The sequence below is a fragment of the Mesorhizobium sp. B2-4-12 genome (assembly GCF_006441575.1).
Taxonomy (GTDB): domain Bacteria; phylum Pseudomonadota; class Alphaproteobacteria; order Rhizobiales; family Rhizobiaceae; genus Mesorhizobium.
The window spans coordinates 64008-82282 of the sequence record NZ_VFVC01000009.1 but is presented as its reverse complement, the minus strand read 5'-3'; the positions used below and the strand labels follow the sequence as shown (position 1 = coordinate 82282).

The window sequence follows — 18275 nt, the reverse complement described above, 5'->3', positions numbered from 1 at the left end:
TCAGTTCGCCGCCACGAGCATTTTTTCCGGGGTGTCACCGCGTGACCGGGAACGCCCAATCCAGACACGAAGCAGCGCCAGCAAGAGATCGAGATCGACTGGCTTGGCGATGTAGTCGGAAGCCCCCGCGTCCAAGCATTTTTTCCGATCACCCTTCATCGCTTTGGCCGTAACCGAAATCAGCGGAATGTGAGCTATTGAGGATGTGGTGCGGATTTGCCGCATCGTCTCGTAGCCGTCCATTTCCGGCATCATGATATCGATCAACGCTGCATCGACGTCAGGCGTATGTTCCAGCAGCGCTATGCCGTCGCGGCCTCGTTCAGCGTGCAGAACTTGGATCCCATAGGTCTCCAGAACGCTGGTGAGGGAATAAATGTTGCGAATGTCGTCGTCGACGATCAGAACCTTCGCACCGGTGAGATCGGACTTGGCGTCCTGTTCTGTTTCGATCATGCTTTCTTCGCGGCCTTCTCCCGGAAGGGTGGCTGAAATATGCAGCGCCAACTGGGCGAAATTCTCGGCGCGCGGCGCATTCGCAAAAGCCGGATTCAGCGACAGGACCGGGTCAAGCGCATCAGGATGGGGGGCAAAGAACAAAAGTTTCGGCAAGGCTTCGCCGAATTGGCCGGTGACCTCGTCTAGTGCCTGCGCATTGTCTTTGGCCGAGCGTCCAAACCCGAGCACGACGGCATCATACGAGGCGATCCCGATGTCGTCCGCATTTGCCGCGATCCGACCAACCGCGGTGACCGAGGTGACGCCGTCGCGGATCGCTTCGACCAGCGATAGCCGGCGATCCGGATCGGGGTCGGCGACCAGAACGCGGCGTTGGATGCGCAGCTTTCTGGAATGAATGTCCTGAAACACCTGCATCAGTTCATCCGATGATACGGGCTTGGTGGAAATGCTGGAGGCGCCCTTGCGCGCGAGGCTATTAATATCTCCCGCACCCGAGATAACGTGGACGGGGATTGTCCTCGTCTTCTGATCATGGCGTAACAGATCAAAAAGCACCCAGCCGTCGATATCCGAAAGCCCGAGATCAAGCGTAATGGCATCGGGAACCAGCTTGCGCGCCAATGCCAAAGTGCCGGAACCAGCGTTTGACAAGACGCCTTTCAACCCGGCCGAACGTGCGAGGCCAAGCAACAAGCCTCCGAAGGTCGGGTCGTCCTCAACGATCAGAACGACCCGATCGGTCGGCGAGATAGAATCGCGGTCATCGATTAACTCGGCCGAAGGCGGACTGTTGGGGGATGCTGGCGCTGAGACTTCTTCCGCCACAGGAAGCAAGGCCGATTGCACTGTCGCCATTCTGGGGCCGTCGAACGGAATAACCAGCGTGAACGTCGATCCTTTGCCCGGTGTGCTTTCGACACGCAATTCGCCGCCAAGCAACCGGGCGATTTCCCGACTGATAGAGAGCCCCAGACCCGTACCGCCATATTTACGACTGGTGGTGCCGTCGGCTTGCTGAAAGGCTTCGAAAATAAGCTTTTGCTTATCCTCAGGTATGCCAATGCCGGTGTCGGTCACGGCAATCGCGAGAGCCTTTCTCGGGTGCGCGGCGCCGTTGCGGCGACCAGTTTTCTCGACCCGAAGGTTCAAACCGACCTCACCTTCGGAGGTGAATTTGAATGCGTTCGAAAGCAGGTTGAGGACAATCTGCTGCAAGCGCTTCTCGTCCGTGCGGACAGTATCTGGAAGGGCCGGGTCGACCTCGATGGTGAAGCCAAGTCCCTTGTCGGCCGCCAGCTGACGGAACGTGCGCTCCATATGCTGGCGCAGGTGTGACACCGGCATATCGTTGATATCGATGGAGACCGTGCCTGATTCGATCTTCGACAGATCGAGGATGTCGTTGATGAGGCTGAGAAGATCGGTTCCGGCGGAATTGATCGTGCGCGCGAATTCGACCTGCTTTTCGTTGAGATTGCCTTGCTGGTTGGTCGCCAGGAGATTTGAAAGAATGAGCAGTGAATTGAGTGGCGTGCGCAGTTCGTGACTCATATTGGCCAGGAACTCGGACTTGTATTTCGAAGTCAGCGCCAGTTGCTCGGCTTTCTCCTCCAATGCGCGTCGCGCCATCTCGATTTCGAGATTCTTGTTTTCCACCTGCTTCTTTTCGTTTTCGAGCAGCTGTGCCTTTTCCTGCAGCTCCTCGTTCGTGGCATGCAGCTCTTCCTGCTTCTTGGTCAGTTCAGTCTGGCGCGCTTGTAATTCCGAGGTCAGCAGTTGCGACTGCTTGAGCAGGCCTTCGGTGCGCATTGTCGCGGCTATGGTGTTGAGAACGATGCCGACGGACTCCATCAACTGGTTGAGGAACGACTGGTGGGTGTCGCGGAACTCGCCGAACGAGGCAAGTTCGATAACGGCTTTCACCTCATCTTCGAACAAGGCGGGAAGAATGATGACATTGGCCGGCGAGGCGCTGCCGAGGCCTGATGTGACGCGCAGGAATTCCGGCGGGACATTGTCGAGCATGATTGCGCGCTTGTCGGCAGCACTTTGGCCGACCAGGCCTTCGCGCAGGTCGAGGCGCTGCTTGATCGCCGCCTTGCTTTCAGCGCCATAGGACGCCGCCAGCTCGAGATAGGATTCCTCTTCGTCGCGATTGGTAACGTAGAACACCCCATATTGGGCGTTCACCAGCGGCGCGAGTTCGGACATGATGAGCCGCGAGACAGTTGCGAGGTCGCGCTCGCCTTGCAGCATCCGCGAAAACCGGGCGAGATTGGTTTTCAACCAGTCCTGTTCGGCATTCTTCAGCGTCTGATCCTTCAGGTTGCGGATCATTTCGTTGATGTTGTCCTTGAGCGCGGCAACTTCACCCGAAGCTTCGACGCTGATCGAGCGCGTCAGATCGCCCTTGGTGACCGCTGTCGAAACCTCGGCAATGGCACGCACCTGGGTTGTGAGATTGGCGGCGAGCTGATTGACATTGTCGGTCAGGTCGCGCCACAGGCCAGCCGCTCCTGGCACACGCGCCTGTCCGCCAAGCTTGCCTTCGATACCCACCTCGCGGGCGACGTTGGTCACCTGGTCGGCAAAGGTCGCGAGTGTCTCGATCATGCCGTTGATCGTATCGGCAAGGGAGGCGATTTCGCCTTTGGCATCCACCGTCAGCTTGCGTTTGAGATTGCCTTGCGCAACCGCCGTCACCACGTCGGCGATGCCACGCACCTGGTTGGTCAGGTTCGTCGCCATCAAATTGACGTTGTCGGTGAGGTCTTTCCAGGTACCGGCGACGCCTTCGACACGGGCCTGACCGCCGAGTTTGCCCTCGGTGCCAACCTCGCGCGCCACGCGCGTGACCTCACCGGCGAAGGAGTTGAGCTGGTCCACCATCGTGTTGATGGTTGATTTCAGCTCAAGGATTTCCCCCTTCACGTCGACCGTGATCTTTTTCGACAGATCGCCACGGGCAACAGCGGTCGTCACCTCCGCGATGTTGCGCACCTGCCCGGTCAGGTTCTCGGCCATCGAGTTGACGTTGTCGGTCAGATCTTTCCACGTCCCGGCAACGCCGCGCACCTGCGCCTGCCCGCCGAGCTTGCCTTCGGTACCGACCTCGCGCGCGACGCGGGTCACTTCCGAGGCAAAGGAATTGAGCTGGTCCACCATTGTGTTGATGGTGTCCTTCAGCTCCAGAATCTCTCCACGGACATCCACGGTGATCTTCTTCGAGAGGTCACCGAGCGCCACGGCCGTCGTCACCTCGGCGATGTTTCGCACCTGACCCGTCAGGTTGGCGGCCATGGCATTGACGTTGTCGGTCAGGTCCTTCCAGGTGCCGGCAACGCCGCGCACCTGTGCCTGACCGCCGAGCTTGCCGTCCGAACCGACTTCGCGCGCCACACGCGTCACCTCCGAGGCGAACGAATTCAACTGATCGACCATCGTGTTGATGACATCCTTGATCTGCAGGATCTCGCCCAGCGCATCGACCGTGATTTTCTGCGTCAGGTCGCCCGTCGCGATAGCCGTCGCGACCTTGGACACATCGCGTAACTGGACGGTCAGATTGCCGGCCATTGCGTTGACGTTGTCCGTCAAGTCCTTCCAGGTGCCACCGACGCCTTCGACATGAGCCTGTCCGCCTAGTTTGCCTTCCGATCCCACTTCACGAGCGACGCGCGTCACTTCCGAGGCGAAGGAGTTCAACTGATCGACCATCGTATTGACGGTATCCTTGAGCTCCAGAATCTCCCCTTTGACGTCGACCGTGATCTTCTTGGACAAATCACCGCGGGCCACGGCCGTCGTAACCTCGGCAATGTTGCGCACCTGCCCGGTCAGATTGGCGGCCATCAGATTGACGTTGTCGGTCAGATCTTTCCACGTGCCGCCAATGCCCCTCACCTCGGCCTGGCCACCGAGCTTGCCTTCGGTGCCGACCTCGCGCGCAACGCGTGTGACCTCCGAGGCAAAGGAGTTCAACTGATCAACCATCGTGTTGATGGTGTCCTTGAGTTCGAGAATTTCGCCTTGCACCGCCACGGTGATTTTTTTGGAGAGGTCGCCGGAAGCAACCGCCGTCGTCACCTCCGCGATATTCCGCACCTGGCCGGTGAGGTTCTCAGCCATCGAATTGACGTTGTCGGTGAGGTCTTTCCACGTGCCGGCGACGCCACGCACCTGTGCCTGGCCGCCAAGCTTGCCTTCAGTGCCAACTTCGCGCGCTACGCGCGTGACCTCGCCGGCGAAGGAGTTGAGCTGGTCGACCATCGTGTTGATCGTCGATTTCAGCTCGAGGATTTCGCCCTTCACGTCGACGGTGATCTTCTTCGAGAGGTCGCCCAGAGCCACGGCGGTCGTCACCTCGGCGATATTGCGCACCTGGCCGGTGAGGTTCTCGGCCATGGAATTCACATTGTCGGTCAGATCCTTCCAGGTGCCGCCGACCCCTTCGACGCGCGCCTGACCGCCGAGCTTACCCTCCGTGCCGACCTCGCGCGCCACCCGCGTCACTTCCGAGGCGAAGGAATTGAGCTGGTCCACCATCGTGTTGATGGTGTTCTTCAATTCGAGGATTTCGCCCTTGACGTCGACGGTAATCTTCTTCGACAGGTCGCCCGACGCGACGGCGGTCGTGACCTCGGCGATGTTGCGCACCTGTCCGGTCAGGTTGGTGGCCATAGCGTTGACGTTGTCGGTCAGATCTTTCCAAGTCCCGGCGACGCCTTTCACGCGCGCCTGACCACCCAACTTGCCTTCGGTGCCGACCTCGCGCGCCACGCGGGTCACTTCCGAGGCGAAGGAGGCTAACTGGCCAACCATGGTGTTGACGATCTTGCCAATCCGCAGGAACTCCCCACGCAAAGGCCGGCCATCAATTTCGACCATCATCGTTTGCGACAGGTCGCCCTTGGCAACGGCACCGATGACTCGGGCGACCTCGGCTGTCGGCTGGACCATATCCTCGATCAGATCGTTGACGGACCGGACACTTGATTCCCAACTGCCAGTAGCATTGCGAACGCGACCGCGCTCACCTATCCGCCCATCCTTGCCGACAACCCTGCTGAGGCGCTCGAACTCACGCGTCACCTGATCGTTGACGTCCACGATCTCGTTGAAAGTTTCCGCGATTTCGGAATCGACCCCCTTGTATACGTTCTCGATACGGACGGAAAAATCACCGCGGCGGAAGGCTCTTAGAGAATTCAGAATGATTACATGGTCCAGTTCCCTTTTGGATGCCTGCACGGTCACAGCGCCCCTCCGATGCCGATGGATTTGCGTTTGAATAGAAAGCCCCACGGCCGAGCTACATCTCGCCGCAAGCTCGAAAACGTGCCATTTGGATAATGGTTCCATGTCGCTTGGGGGGTGCGCACCGACTGAAAGCCCACGTTCCGGCACGATTGTGGTTCTGACGTTCAGCCTCGAAGGAACGTTTCCTCGAACGCGACGCCGCCAGCTGTGAATCGGCGTGCAAAATTACTCATCAGGGCAACGAAGCCGGAATCGCTAACCTTCGGCCACCGCGTCATCATCGAGCCGACTTCGATAGCATTTTTCCACATGAGGGTTGCGGCGAAATTGCGCGATCTCTTGTGCTTCCGTAGTGCTTACGCGCAAAAAGCGCGATGCCAATTACTGCCGATCAGACTTGCCAAGTCATGATACTACGGCGTTATTTGGCGTCAGTCGCCTCGGTTGTGGAGCAAAACTGACGTCTTGCCTTAGACAGTATCGATCGGGAGCGACCGGTATCGCTTTCCAGTGAGACTCGCCAACGCGTTTACCACGGCCGGCGAAATGACTGGGGTGGCGGGTTCCCCAACACCCAGCGGGGCGTCATCGCTCGGCACGATATGGACATCGATCGCCGCCGGCGCGTCGGACATGTAAGGCGGCCGAAATCCATCGAAGTTCGACTGCTCAACCTCGCCGTCCTTGAGTGTGATGGCCGACATGAGCTGAGTGAGACCGAAGCCGATCGCGCCCTGGCACTGCGCTTCGATGGAAAGCGGATTCACCGGCAGCCCGCAGGCGATGGCAACGGTAACGCGGTGGACCCTTGGCCGATTGTCGACGAGCGACACCTCGGCCGCACAGGCGATACCCGTGTCCCAATAGTCGGCGCAGGCAATGCCGGCGGCATGGCCGGACGCAAGGCCATTTCGCCAGCGGCTCTTCTCCTCGAGCAGGGTCAATGCATCGCGGACCTTGGTGGCCTCGGGATCGAGAAGCTTCAGCCTATAGGCGATGGGGTCGGCTTTGGCGCGAACGGCGAGTTCGTCGATCAGCGTCTCCATGACAAAAGTGTTCTGTGAGTGCCCGACAGAGCGCAGGGTGTAGACCGGCACGTTCACCGCCGGATGGTGTACCGACACCTCAAAGTTCGGGATGCGGTATTTGTTGTTCACCGCTCCCTCGATGACGAGCGGATCAACGCCGTCCTTGATGAAAGTCTTCTCCATCGCCGTTCCGATGATGAACGACTGGCCCACGGCGACGTGTCGCCAGGCCCATGGCATGCCGTCGGTCCCAATGCCGACTTCCACGCGATGGGTGGTCATGGGACGGTAGTAGCCGCTCCGCATGTCGTCCTCGCGCGTGTACATCAGCTTGACCGGCGTGCCGCGCATGCGCTTCGCGATGGCCGCCGCCTCGAAGGGTACCGGACCGTCGAGCGGGCTGCGCCGTCCGAATCCGCCGCCGGCAAAGACCACATGCAACGTGACGTGGCCGGGATCCAATCCGAGCGCCTGGGCGAGCACGCCTTGGTCAAGCGTGGCAAATTGAGACGGAATCCATGCTTCGGCGCGGTCGCCATCATAGCGAAGCGTCATGTTCAAGCACTCGAGCGCGGCTGCGGCCAGATAGGGAAGTTCATAATCCGCGACAATGCGCTTGGAGGGTTCTGTCCGGGAAAGCGCGGTCTTGTCGCCTCGGCTGAGAGCGACGTTTCCCGGCGTTTTGGCGAGGGCCTGATACCTGGCGCGCAATTCGTGGCTGTCGGCGCGCTCCACGCCTGAGAAATCCCAGTCGATCTTGAGCTGGTCCCGTGCCTGTTTCGCGCTCCAGAACCGATCCGCGACCACAGCCACGGCGCTCCCCTTGACGAGGGGAATTTCGAAGACGTCCCGCACACCGTCCATCGAGCGGACCGCTTGCGCGTCGAACGCCTTGACCTTCGCCCCGAATACCGGTGGCCGTGCGATGAGCGCGATCTTCATGCCTGGAAGGTCGATGTCGAGCGCGAATTTTTGCGACCCATCCGTCTTCGGGCGGCTGTCCATGCGGCGCGTCGGCTTCCCGACAATCCGGAAGTCGCCAGGGTTCTTCAACACGACCTGCTCCGGCACGGGCCTGCGCGAAGCATCGTCCGCGAGTTCGCCATAGCTCGCCGATTGGCCGCTTGGACCATGGACCACGCCGGCTTCCGTGCGGCATTCGTCCGGGCGCACCTTCCATCGGTCGGCGGCCGCGCCCACGAGCATCGCGCGGATGCGAGCGCCGAACTCGCGGTGCTGTTGATAGCCATAGCGCACGGACCACGAACCGCTCGTGCTCTGTATCCCGAGCGGTGGCGCCTTGTAGGCATCTCCCGCCGGGGCAAGCTCGGCGCTCACTTGGGACCAGTCCGCATCGAGCTCTTCGGCTACGATCATCGGCAGTGATGTGAGCACGCCCTGCCCCATCTCGATATGCCGCACAGCGATCACGATCCGCCCGTCGGGTTTGATGCGGACATATGCGTCGGCTGGGGCTGGTGGCGCCCCGGCATCCTGCGCGAGCGCGGGAAGATCGAAATGCAGCGAAACCAATAGTCCGCCCGCGGCAACTGCCGATGCGCGCAGGAAGGTGCGGCGGCTCAAATGACCCTTGTCAGGCTGGTATGCGAACCGCATGGTCCGGCTCCTTTGCTAGATCAACCGTGCCGAGGCGTCCTGGATGGCTGCGCGGATGCGCACATAGGTGGCGCAGCGGCATAGATTCGTCATCGTTCCCTCGACATCGGCTTCCGACGGTCGAGGCGTCACCTTGAGGAGCGCCACGGCGGCCATGATCTGGCCGCTCTGGCAATAGCCGCACTGCACGACATCCTTCTCCACCCAGGCCTCCTGCACGATGCGACCGACACGATCGCCGCCGATGCCTTCGATCGTCACCACCTCCTGATCGCCGACGTCCGAGACCAGCAAGCCGCAGGAGCGGGTTGCTTCGCCGGCAAGGTGCACGGTGCAGGCGCCGCACAGGCCGATGCCGCAACCATATTTGGTGCCTGTCAGCTTCAGCTCTTCGCGCAGAACCCAGAGCAGAGGGGTCGATGGATCAACGGTTACGTCCCGGCGCTGCCCATTCACCGTGATCTTGTATGTCGCCATCGAGGTTCTCCGCCGTATGACGTCGAGGTTGGTGCCGAGCCTTGACGGCTTGAGGCATCTCGCAGCCTATGGCGCGACGCTGACGATCGAAATGACATAAATCCCAGAAAAACTGCCGCCAACGCCGTGAGACATGGGCCTCGCCCAACCGCGCCTATCGCTGACGTTGCAGTTGCCGCGAATGAAGCAGCGAGCATCGTTGCCGGGCGCTGGATACCGACATCATTCGGCACCCGACCACACGGCAGCCAGAGGCAGGCGAGGTGCTGGAGTGGTCGGCTTGCCAAGCCCCGTTCGCTACCAAGTCCGCTCCGGGAAGTGCGCCCCTCCGCTGACCGCCGCGCGAAGGAATGGGCCGTGCAGCAGGTTGTACGGAAAACCGAGCTCGATCGCGCTCGCCGCATCCAGCCGCGTCATCTGTTCAGCGCTCAAGCTGACGTCGAGGGCGCCGAGATTGTTTTCCAGTTGCTGCAGCGTGCGCGCGCCGAGCAGCAGAGCCGTCACCTCGGTATTGGCCATGACCCAGGCCAGCGCGACCTGCGCCGACGATCGACCTGTTTCCCGGGCGATCTCGCCGACGACATCGGCGATAGCCAGACTGCGTTCCGACAGGGAACCGTGGGCGCCGGCAACCGCCTTGCGCGACCCCGCGATGCCGGTCTGCGAAGCGCCGAGATCGTCGCGGCTGTATTTGCCCGACAGGACGCCATTGGCGAGTGGCGCCCAGGGCATGAAGCCCATACCCATCTCGTTGGCCATCGGGATCAGGTCGCGTTCCGAGGTGCGTTCGACCAGGCTGTATTCGCTCTGCAGCGCCACGAACGGCGTCCAGCCACGCAGGTCGGCGATCGCCTGCATCCTTGACGCCTGCCAGGCGGGAATATCCGAAAGGCCGAGATAGAGCACCTTGCCCTGCCGCACGAGATCGTCGAGCCCGCGCAGGATCTCTTCGACCGGGGTCAGCCCCTCCCACTGATGTACGTAGAGCAGGTCGATATAGTCGCTTTTCAGCCGGCGCAGGCTTTCCTCGACCGAAGCAACCATGCTCTTGCGATGATTGCCACCCGAATTCGGATCGCCCGGATGCGTCGCCATCGTATATTTGGTCGAGATCACCAGCCGGTCGCGCTTGCCCTCGGCGAATTCGCCGACAAGGCGCTCGGAGGAACCGTTGGTGTAGGCGTTGGCGGTATCGACGAAGTTACCGCCGCGGTCGACATAGGCGTCGAATATGCGCCGAGCCTCGTCCTGTTCGGCACCCCAGCCCCAATCGGAGCCAAAGGTCATGGTTCCCAGGGCAAGCGGGGAGACGCGCAGGCCGGAACGGCCGAGCAGGCGATAGGTAGCAAGGTCAAGTGATTGGGTCATGGGGTGAACCTCCAGGAACGAGTGAAGTTACGGGACTGAAGATGCACCGTCGCGGCCGGTAAAATAATCCTCTATAATCCTGATGGGTCAGTTAGAGAACGATGCATAATGCGAGGATCAGACTTTGCCGAACTGAAGGCCTTCGCGGCAATCGTGGAGCACGGAAACTTTGCCCGCGCAGCCAACCATCTCGGCTTGTCCCCATCCGCTCTCAGCCAGACTATACGCCTGCTCGAAAGCCGGCTCGGTGCCCGGCTGCTCAACCGCACGACACGAAGCGTGGCGCCGACCGTAGTCGGCCAACGGCTTTATGAGCGGCTGGGGCCAATCCTGCTGGAACTTGATTCAGCGGTGACCGAAGCGGTCGACGCGACCGGCCGTGTGGCCGGTCTGCTGCGCATCAATGCGCCTGGCTATGCTGCGATCATGCTGATCGCGCCCAGGCTCGGGCACTTTCACAGGGCCTATCCGGACGTGGTGCTGGACGTCGTCTCCGATGACAGCCTCAGCGACATCGTCGCCGGGCGCTTCGACGCCGGTATCCGCGCCGGCGAGCGGCTCGAAAAGGACGTCGTGGCCGTTCGGCTGACGCCGGACATGGAGATGATGGCCGTCGCGTCGCCCGACTATCTGAGTACGCGAGGGATCCCGAACACACCGGCGGACCTGCACGCCCATGCTTGTATCAACTGGCGCTACCCCGGCAGCGGCGCGGTCTATCGTTGGGAGTTCGAGAAGGACGGAAAGGCGTTCGAGATGTCGGTCGACGGACCGTTGACCTCGAACATGCAGGAGGTGGTGCTGGATGGCGCGCTTCAGGGTCTCGGCATCCTCTATACATTCAATGATCATCGCATTGTGCGTTCAATCGAGGAAGGACGCCTCCAACGAGTCCTGGTGGATTGGTCGCCGACCTTTCCCGGCCTCTTCCTCTATTATTCGAATCGCCACTCACCGACGCCGGCATTGCGGGCCTTCATCGACTGCCTTCTGGATCGAAATTCGTAAAGCGGGGTCAGTTCGTATCGACGCGCCATCGGAAGGGGCACGCAAATCGCATGCGAGCCGCTCACGACGAGCGCTGGTCCTTGCGGGCACTCGTGCGGTTCTTATTGACCGCCAGGAGACCTGCTCTCCGCCGCCAGCCTCGCCACTGCCAGCAATCCACCGATGACCGCCATGTGTTCGATGGCGAAATCCAAAGAGATCGCGCGGTCGGCGCCCACTTGGTTCCAGAAGTCGTGGGCGACCGGAATTGTCAGCGCGACGAAGCCACTCAGCGCGATGGCGCCAAGCCATTTATATGGACCGACGATCAACATGGCGCTTCCGAGGAGCTGGACCAGGATCGTCGCTGCTGCATAAGGTGCTGGCGGCGACAGATGGAAGCGTGTCATCTCCGAAATCGCGCTATTCCAATCGCCTAGCTTGCTCAGCCCGCTTATCCAAAACGGCGAACTGACGAGTATGCAGAGCAGTCGCAGCGAGACACTGGAAAACAGTCGATGGCTTGATCTAGCGTTCATGCCGAAATCCTCTTTGGTTCCTGGCGCTGCGCCCGATCTTGAGCGTGGGATCGGGCGCAGTCGACCGTCAGGACCGGTGCGGGAGGAGCTAGGAAGCCTTCTTGGCAGGGTTTGCGGTCTGGGCCTCGTAGCTGTCCATCAACAGGCTGTAGCTGTGATAGTGATCGCGGACGACCGGCCCGAATTCCTGAGCGGTCGGCAGCCTCCAGTCGCGCTGCAGCTCGAAGCCGACGGTTGTCCAGTTGATGGGGGTGACCCCGTGATCCTGCATTCTGGCAATGGCAAGGTCGCGAAGGGTCTCGTCACTCCCGCCAGAGGCGTCGACCACGCCATACACATTGTAGCCCGCCTCGACCGCCTGCATGGCGGGGAAGGCGAGGCATACATCGATGGTGACACCGGCCATGATCAGGTTCTTGCGGCCCGTTTTCTCGACCGCGGCCAGGAATTCAGGATCATCCCACGCACTGATGATCCCTTGCCGCCGAATCAGCGGGGCGTCGGGGAACATGCTCAGCACCTCGGGGATAAACGGGCCGTTGGGACCTTGGTCAAGGCTCGTGGTCAGGATGGTAGGCAGGTTGAAGGCTTTGCCGAGCTTCGCAAGCCCCAGAACGTTGTTGCGGTATTCGGCGGGTGAATAGTCATGCACCAGCTGCAAGATTCCCGACTGATGGTCGATCAGCAGAAGTGCCGCGTTGTCTTTAGTGAACCTGGACTTTGTATAGCTGTTCGTAGTCATTGCTGTTTGCTCCTGTGGATGGATGTTACGGTGAACGGAATTTGGACCCGCGCCGGGTAGAACAGTAGACTCGCATTTGGAACTCCAGCGTCTTACATTTGGAACGATGACCGACGCCGTTGACCTCTCCGGGATGGCCCTTTTCGTAAAGATCGTGGAGTGCGGCTCCTTGAGCGCCGCCGGCCGCTTGCTCGGTCTTCCCAAGGCGACGATCAGTCGCCAGCTTGCGCTGATGGAGCAGCGCATGGGGGCGCCGCTGCTCCTGCGCTCGACGCGCGCACTCAGTCTCACCGACACCGGCCGGCGTTACTTTGAGCGGATCCGTCCGATCGTTCACGATGCCGAGCAGGCCCAGGTCGAGGCGCTTGCGGAACATGCCATCCCGAGTGGAACGTTAAAGATCGCCGCCCCTATTGCTTACGGCCAGCATGTCCTGGCGCCGAAACTCTTCACATTTCTGCAGCGCTATCCGGAGGTACGCATCGACCTGCACCTCAGCGACGAGCTCGTGAACGTAATCGCCGGCGGCTTCGATCTTGTGATACGGCTTGGCCAGCTTGGCGACAGCGATCTGGTGAGGCGTCGGCTTAGGCATGTCGACAGGAAGCTGGTCGCCTCGCCCGACTATCTCGATCGCGCCGGAACACCTCGGACGGTGGCAGAGCTTGCCAGCCACCGTGGCATCCTCACGCGCACGGATCTCGATCACTGGACGATCGATGATCAGTCGATACGCATCCCGTGGAAAATCAGTACCAGCAACATGCACGTAACCCGCGATGCGGCGTGCGCAGGTCTGGGCATAGCCCTGTTGCCTGGCTATCTTGCAGACGTCCCTATCGCCGAGGGAAATCTTGTCCGAATCCTTCCTGAAAGTCGCCTTGATCAGATTGAGACGACTGCACTGCAGGCGCGCTCGGTTACACCGTCCATCGCCGTAAAAGCGCTCATAAAGCACCTTGTCTGACCCCGACAGCATTGTCGCTGCCGTGAGACGCCATCACCAAATCCCAGCCCTCGCTCTGTCTGATTCGTTGCGTCCTGAACCCGGACCGAGGTCCGCGCTCAGCCTTGCTGTCTTCAGTCGAACCTGGTCCGCTCCTGTGCGATCAAGGCGCCCCCACCCTGCGGGCCGTTGCCTCCGGCTGCGACGTGAGGATCGCCACCGTCCAACATTTCTTCGGCAACAAGGCAAAACTCTTCGAGGCCGTCACCGACTCCATTACGCATGACTACAACGAAGCCTTTAGCCGCCTCGAAAGCGAGACTCTCGGCAATGCAGAGACCAAGCTTCAGCGCATGCTGCATTTCCTGATCGAGGACAACAAGAACGCCCACACCGCCGGGTTCTTCTACGAACTCTGGAACCTAGCGCATCGCGATCCCATCGCCAGCAAAGCGCTGGATCCGCTGTGCGACGAGCAGCTTGTCCGCTTCCGCGATCTGATCCTGCGCATAAGACCGGAACTCTCCTTCGACGCCGGGCTGCAACGCGCTGCCGTCATCATGGCCGCTACGGATGGACTGCTGCTGACGGTTGGCTACGGTCGGAGTCCGCCGGAAGCGCTTCGAGGGTCGGGCCAGGATCGCCTGGTGGATATTTTGATGCACGTGGCAACGGCACAGGCCTGAGGACATCCTGCCCGCTATTTGAGGGCCGTTTGCCGTGATCGCGCCTGCATGACGAAGGTGGAAAAGTGGGCCACGTCGGCGTCGCTTGGTTCCTGCCCGGTGAAGCTGCGCAGATAGGCCGCAAGATGGCCAAGGCGAGTCTCCGCCGGCTCCTTCACGTCGAGCACATAGTAGCCTATTTGCATGTAATAGAGCACGCGGGCGCGAATGAGAGCGTCTTCTTCACTGTAGCCATGACGCAGATAAAGATCGCGTATGGCGCCCAGTCTCTCATCATCCGCCGTGTCAATGATCCTGCGCACTTCGGCGGAGCGGCGTGCCCACTCGCGCACAGCGAAATCGAAGCGCGGGTCGAACAGGCTCTCGTCCGCCCAGCACTCAAAGACGTTCATTACACCGCCTATGATATTCTGTGCAGGCCTTGCCGCCCGTTCGACTATTGCCCTGGTGTTGGTGTCGCGCCAATGCTCCAGCAGACGATTCAACAGATCCTGACGGTTCTCGAAATAATGGTAGAAGCTCGATCGCGACACGCCTAATCTCTCGCCTACCTGCAGGACGCGTACGCTTTCCACGCCCTCGGTGACCAACACCTCCAGAGCCAGATTGATCCAATCCCAGCGGGTCACCTTGATGTTGCCGGGGGTGGGCTCTTTCTGCGGCATCAGCTTGATCATCACTGACGAATGACACAGCCCAAAACATCGCGCAAGGAGTTACTGGACATAGCTGTCCAATCATTGTACATATATGTCCAATGGTGATCATCCTGATCTTGGGAGGCAGGATTGAAGTCACACTACCGAGCAGTCGCAATGGGAGGCAGGGTCGCTGGCGCTTTGGTGTCGTATCGCCTCGCCAAGCCCGGTGGGACGGATGTGGTCCGGATCGGTCGGGCTGAATTCGCAGCTGGCTCAACATGCCATGCGGCCGCTGGCTTCCACGTTTTGAAATGCCGATCCGAACGCCGCCGCTTTCGACGAGCCGCTGGTTCTCGACCTTTCGAACTTCGGCACTTCGACGGAGACCAGTTCGCGCACGGCAACCGAACGCGCCAACGGCATCTGGAGCGGACGCTCGAGGGTTTCCTGTGGCCGCTGCCTCGGCCGAGATCTCGGATGGGTTCATTGCGAGCCGCATAGAAGAGGACGGCGCCATGCCCGTCTCCTGACGGGCATGGCGGACGAAACGGGCCTGATGGCCAATGGGAGGAAGAAATGGGCTTTCTGACACGCAACGACAAACCTGTTCCCGAAACTGTCCAGCGGATGGCGGTGGAGGCCGCTGAGGGACGCATGGATCGCCGCGAATTCCTGGCACTCGCCAGCGTCTTCGGGCTTTCGACAGCCGTCGCCTACGGCATGATCGGTCTCGCGGCCCCGGCGGCGGCGGCGGCACAGCCGAAGAAAGGCGGCGTCATCAAGGTGGCCATGCTGGTCAAGGAGATGAAGGATATACGCAGCTTCGACTGGGGCGAAATGGGCAACATCGCCCGCCAGGTCCTGGAGCCGCTTGTCAGATACACGAAGGATTTCACTTTCAAGCCCATGCTTCTCGAAAAATGGGACGTGAACGACGATGCGACCGAGTACGTGCTGCATGTGCGCAAGGGCGTGAAATGGAACAACGGCGACGATTTCAACGCCGACGACGTCATCTTCAACCTCGAACGCTGGTGCGAAAAATCTGCGGAAGGCAATTCCATGGCCGCGCGCATGGCCAGCCTGATCGACCCGGCGACGGGCAAGGCCCGGAACGGCGCCATCGCCAAGGTCGATGACCATACGGTGAAGCTGACGCCGTCGGTGCCGGACATTTCCATCATCCCCGCCTTTTCGGATTATCCAGCCCTCATCGTGCATCGCGACTTCGAGAAGATGGGTTCGGATTTCGTGAAGAACCCGATCGGCACCGGACCGTTCGAACTCGTCTCCTACGAAACCGCGGTGCACGCGGTCTACAAGCGGCGCGAGAACGGCGGGCCCTGGTGGGGCGGCGAGGTTCATCTCGACGGCATCGAATTCATCGACTACAGCAACGACCCCAACGCCATGATCAGCGCCTTCGAGGCGGGTGAAGTCCATACCAACTATGAGACCACCGGCGACTATGTGGCGATCCTGGACAAGATGGGGCTGGTGCGCAGCGAGATTCTGACCGCCGGCACACTTACGGCCCGCATGAACGTCAACAACAAGCCATATGACGACCAGAGGGTGCGCAATGCCGTGCAACTCGCGGTCGACAATGGAGCGGTGCTCGAACTGGGCTACAACAATCTTGGCGAGGTGGCGGAAAACCATCATGTGTGCGGCATCCATCCCGAATACGCGCCGCTTCCCAAAGTGGAGAGGAATATCGAGAAGGCGAAAGCGCTGATGGCCGAGGCCGGTCAAGCGGACTTCGAGCATGAGATCATCACGGTCGACGAGGATTGGCAGAAGAACACTGGCGACGCGATCGCGGCGCAGATGCGCGAGGCGGGCTTCAAAGTGAAGCGGACTGTTCTGCCAGGCTCGACCTTCTGGAACGATTGGACGAAATATCCCTTCTCGCTCACCGTCTGGTCGATGCGGCCGCTCGGCGTGCAGGTGCTGGCGGTTGCCTACCGCTCTGGCGAAGCTTGGAACGAGTCCGGTTTCTCGAACAAGGAATTTGATGAGAAACTATCTCAGGCGATGGCTACCCCCGACGTAGAGAAGCGGCGCGCGATTATGAAGGATGTCGAGAAGATCCTTCAGGACTCCGGTGTCCTCGTTCAGGCTTACTGGCGCAAAATCTTCAATCACTCTGCACAGGCGGTGAAGAACTATAGCACCCATCCCATGCAGGAAACGATCTTCGAAGAGGTATGGCTGGAAACCTAGGTGAAGCTCACATCGAGCGGCACGGGCTGTCCGTCATAGACACGACCATAGTGTCCGCCCCGATCAACTACGCCGATACCGTTGCCCCCAGATGCAAGGAAACAAAACGTGGCCACACGCTTGACCGAGGAAAGGCATATCGTCCTTGCTGTTTATCCGGGTGTATCGCTGTTGGATCTGGGCGGACCGCTGGAGGCTTTCCGCGTGTTCTCGGAGTTCGGAGGCGAGCACCGCATCCGCTACAAATGCACCGTTGTTTCTTCGCAAGGCGGCCAGGTAGCCACCGCCGACGGAGTGCCGCTTGTCGCTCAATCGATCAAATCCCTCTATCGTGTGAAGATCGATACGCTGATCGTGCCCGGGGCGTTTCTGGTCGATGACGTCACGCGTGATGTCGATCTCATCAAATGGGTGGCAAAAACAGGCCCGCGATGCCGCCGCGTATGTTCCGTCTGCGTCGGCAGTTTCTTGCTCGCCGCGGCAGGCCTGTTGAAGGGTCGACGCGCCGCCACTCATTGGATGCACGCGAAATTGCTTGCCCAACGGTATCCCGAAATAACCGTGGAACCCGACGCCATTTTTGTCCGCGACGGACGTGTCTGGTCGTCTGCCGGAGTGACCACAGGTATTGATCTGGCCTTGGCACTGATCGAGGACGATTGCGGTCGCGAGGCGGCGATGAGCGTAGCGCGGATGCTTGTTGTCTATCTCAAACGCGCCGGCGGTCAATCGCAGTACAGCGCGCTTCTCGCGACTCAAGGAGAAGCGGATTCTGATACGTTCATCGAACTCGACCGTTGGATCGCCGAGAATCTCACCACCTCGCTGAATGTCGAGGCCCTGGCGGATCGTATGCACATGAGCTTGAGGAATTTTACCCGTGTTTACACCCAAAAACGCGGGCGCACTCCCGCCAAGGCGGTTGAAGCAATACGCCTCGACGCCGCGCGACGCCTTCTTGAAGAAAGCGACGATCGGATCGAAGGGATAGCCGAGACTTGCGGATATCGGGGCGAGGAGCAAATGCGGGCCGCGTTTGTGCGCGTGCTAAACATTCCGCCTCGTGAGTATCGCCGCCGCTTCGCCACCAGGAACAGATCGGTGGAGAGGTCAAACGAAGCCGGCGACGGCTGCCAACTCAATTCGCAATGATCCGGCTGTCTTTTGCGTAGTTGGTCGGTTCAAATCGTCGCCGCGACAGTCACCGAGCGACTTTTGTCGCCTATTTTTCAACACCGCCTGCGGCGGCAATAGGGCCTTTACGCGGTTCGGAGCGAGCTCATTGCAATCGAGACAC

The 18275-nt window shown here is 60.4% G+C and carries 12 protein-coding genes; 5 read left to right on the top strand and 7 right to left on the bottom strand.

What is annotated here, in order from left to right; translation table 11 throughout:
* From FJ934_RS08105 to FJ934_RS08090, 4 genes are all read right to left on the bottom strand, one after another.
* Nucleotides 1–5712: a HAMP domain-containing protein gene (locus FJ934_RS08105; RefSeq protein WP_140608638.1), complete on the bottom strand. Its 5712-nt coding sequence runs from the start codon at nucleotides 5710–5712 to the stop codon at nucleotides 1–3.
* Nucleotides 5713–6191: 479 nt separating this feature from the next.
* Complete coding sequence (locus FJ934_RS08100; protein ID WP_140608526.1) at nucleotides 6192–8366, bottom strand: molybdopterin cofactor-binding domain-containing protein; 2175 nt, start codon at nucleotides 8364–8366, stop codon at nucleotides 6192–6194.
* A 15-nt stretch (nucleotides 8367–8381) separates the two neighbouring features.
* Entirely contained in the window at nucleotides 8382–8843 is a 462-nt protein-coding gene (locus FJ934_RS08095) for a (2Fe-2S)-binding protein (protein WP_140608524.1), read from the bottom strand.
* Nucleotides 8844–9140: 297 nt separating this feature from the next.
* Nucleotides 9141–10211 (bottom strand): aldo/keto reductase, encoded by a 1071-nt coding sequence (locus tag FJ934_RS08090; RefSeq protein WP_140608522.1) that lies wholly within the window; start codon nucleotides 10209–10211, stop codon nucleotides 9141–9143.
* Nucleotides 10212–10319: 108 nt separating this feature from the next.
* Here FJ934_RS08090 and FJ934_RS08085 point away from each other — a divergent pair, with 108 nt between their 5' ends.
* Complete coding sequence (locus FJ934_RS08085) at nucleotides 10320–11219, top strand: LysR family transcriptional regulator (protein WP_140608520.1); 900 nt, start codon at nucleotides 10320–10322, stop codon at nucleotides 11217–11219.
* 101 nt (nucleotides 11220–11320) lie between these two features.
* Here the strand turns inward: FJ934_RS08085 and FJ934_RS08080 are convergent, their stop codons facing one another.
* Entirely contained in the window at nucleotides 11321–11737 is a 417-nt protein-coding gene (locus FJ934_RS08080; protein ID WP_140608518.1) for a DoxX family protein, read from the bottom strand.
* An 88-nt stretch (nucleotides 11738–11825) separates the two neighbouring features.
* A complete protein-coding gene (locus FJ934_RS08075) occupies nucleotides 11826–12479 on the bottom strand; it encodes an isochorismatase family protein (protein ID WP_140608516.1) in 654 nt (217 codons plus the stop codon).
* A gap of 106 nt (nucleotides 12480–12585) precedes the next feature.
* On the opposite strand from FJ934_RS08075, the gene FJ934_RS08070 reads away from it, so the two are divergent.
* Together FJ934_RS08070 and FJ934_RS08065 are read left to right on the top strand one after the other, a co-directional pair.
* Nucleotides 12586–13446, top strand: a complete 861-nt coding sequence (locus FJ934_RS08070; protein WP_140608514.1) for a LysR family transcriptional regulator — start codon at nucleotides 12586–12588, stop codon at nucleotides 13444–13446.
* Between the two features lie 185 nt (nucleotides 13447–13631).
* Nucleotides 13632–14111, top strand: coding sequence for a TetR/AcrR family transcriptional regulator (locus FJ934_RS08065; protein ID WP_140608512.1), 480 nt, complete (start codon nucleotides 13632–13634; stop codon nucleotides 14109–14111).
* Between the two features lie 14 nt (nucleotides 14112–14125).
* Here the strand turns inward: FJ934_RS08065 and FJ934_RS08060 are convergent, their stop codons facing one another.
* Entirely contained in the window at nucleotides 14126–14788 is a 663-nt protein-coding gene (locus FJ934_RS08060; protein ID WP_140608510.1) for a TetR/AcrR family transcriptional regulator, read from the bottom strand.
* A 540-nt stretch (nucleotides 14789–15328) separates the two neighbouring features.
* Here FJ934_RS08060 and FJ934_RS08055 point away from each other — a divergent pair.
* Together FJ934_RS08055 and FJ934_RS08050 are read left to right on the top strand one after the other, a co-directional pair.
* Entirely contained in the window at nucleotides 15329–16978 is a 1650-nt protein-coding gene (locus FJ934_RS08055; protein WP_140608508.1) for an ABC transporter substrate-binding protein, read from the top strand.
* Between the two features lie 108 nt (nucleotides 16979–17086).
* The gene (locus FJ934_RS08050; protein WP_210240594.1) at nucleotides 17087–18130 is read left to right on the top strand and encodes a GlxA family transcriptional regulator; all 1044 of its coding nucleotides are present in this window, start codon (nucleotides 17087–17089) and stop codon (nucleotides 18128–18130) included.
* Nucleotides 18131–18275 lie beyond the last annotated feature (145 nt).

Excerpts from the sequence above, each read along its gene's own strand:
- FJ934_RS08095 (WP_140608524.1), bottom strand. The coding sequence starts at position 8,843 with ATGGCGACATACAAGATCACGGTGAATGGGCAGCGCCGGGACGTAACC.
- FJ934_RS08075 (WP_140608516.1), bottom strand. The coding sequence starts at position 12,479 with ATGACTACGAACAGCTATACAAAGTCCAGGTTCACTAAAGACAACGCG.
- FJ934_RS08055 (WP_140608508.1), top strand. The coding sequence starts at position 15,329 with ATGGGCTTTCTGACACGCAACGACAAACCTGTTCCCGAAACTGTCCAG.
- FJ934_RS08060 (WP_140608510.1), bottom strand. The coding sequence starts at position 14,788 with ATGATCAAGCTGATGCCGCAGAAAGAGCCCACCCCCGGCAACATCAAG.
- FJ934_RS08080 (WP_140608518.1), bottom strand. The coding sequence starts at position 11,737 with ATGAACGCTAGATCAAGCCATCGACTGTTTTCCAGTGTCTCGCTGCGA.
- FJ934_RS08070 (WP_140608514.1), top strand. The coding sequence starts at position 12,586 with ATGACCGACGCCGTTGACCTCTCCGGGATGGCCCTTTTCGTAAAGATC.
- FJ934_RS08100 (WP_140608526.1), bottom strand. The coding sequence starts at position 8,366 with ATGCGGTTCGCATACCAGCCTGACAAGGGTCATTTGAGCCGCCGCACC.
- FJ934_RS08090 (WP_140608522.1), bottom strand. The coding sequence starts at position 10,211 with ATGACCCAATCACTTGACCTTGCTACCTATCGCCTGCTCGGCCGTTCC.
- FJ934_RS08085 (WP_140608520.1), top strand. The coding sequence starts at position 10,320 with ATGCGAGGATCAGACTTTGCCGAACTGAAGGCCTTCGCGGCAATCGTG.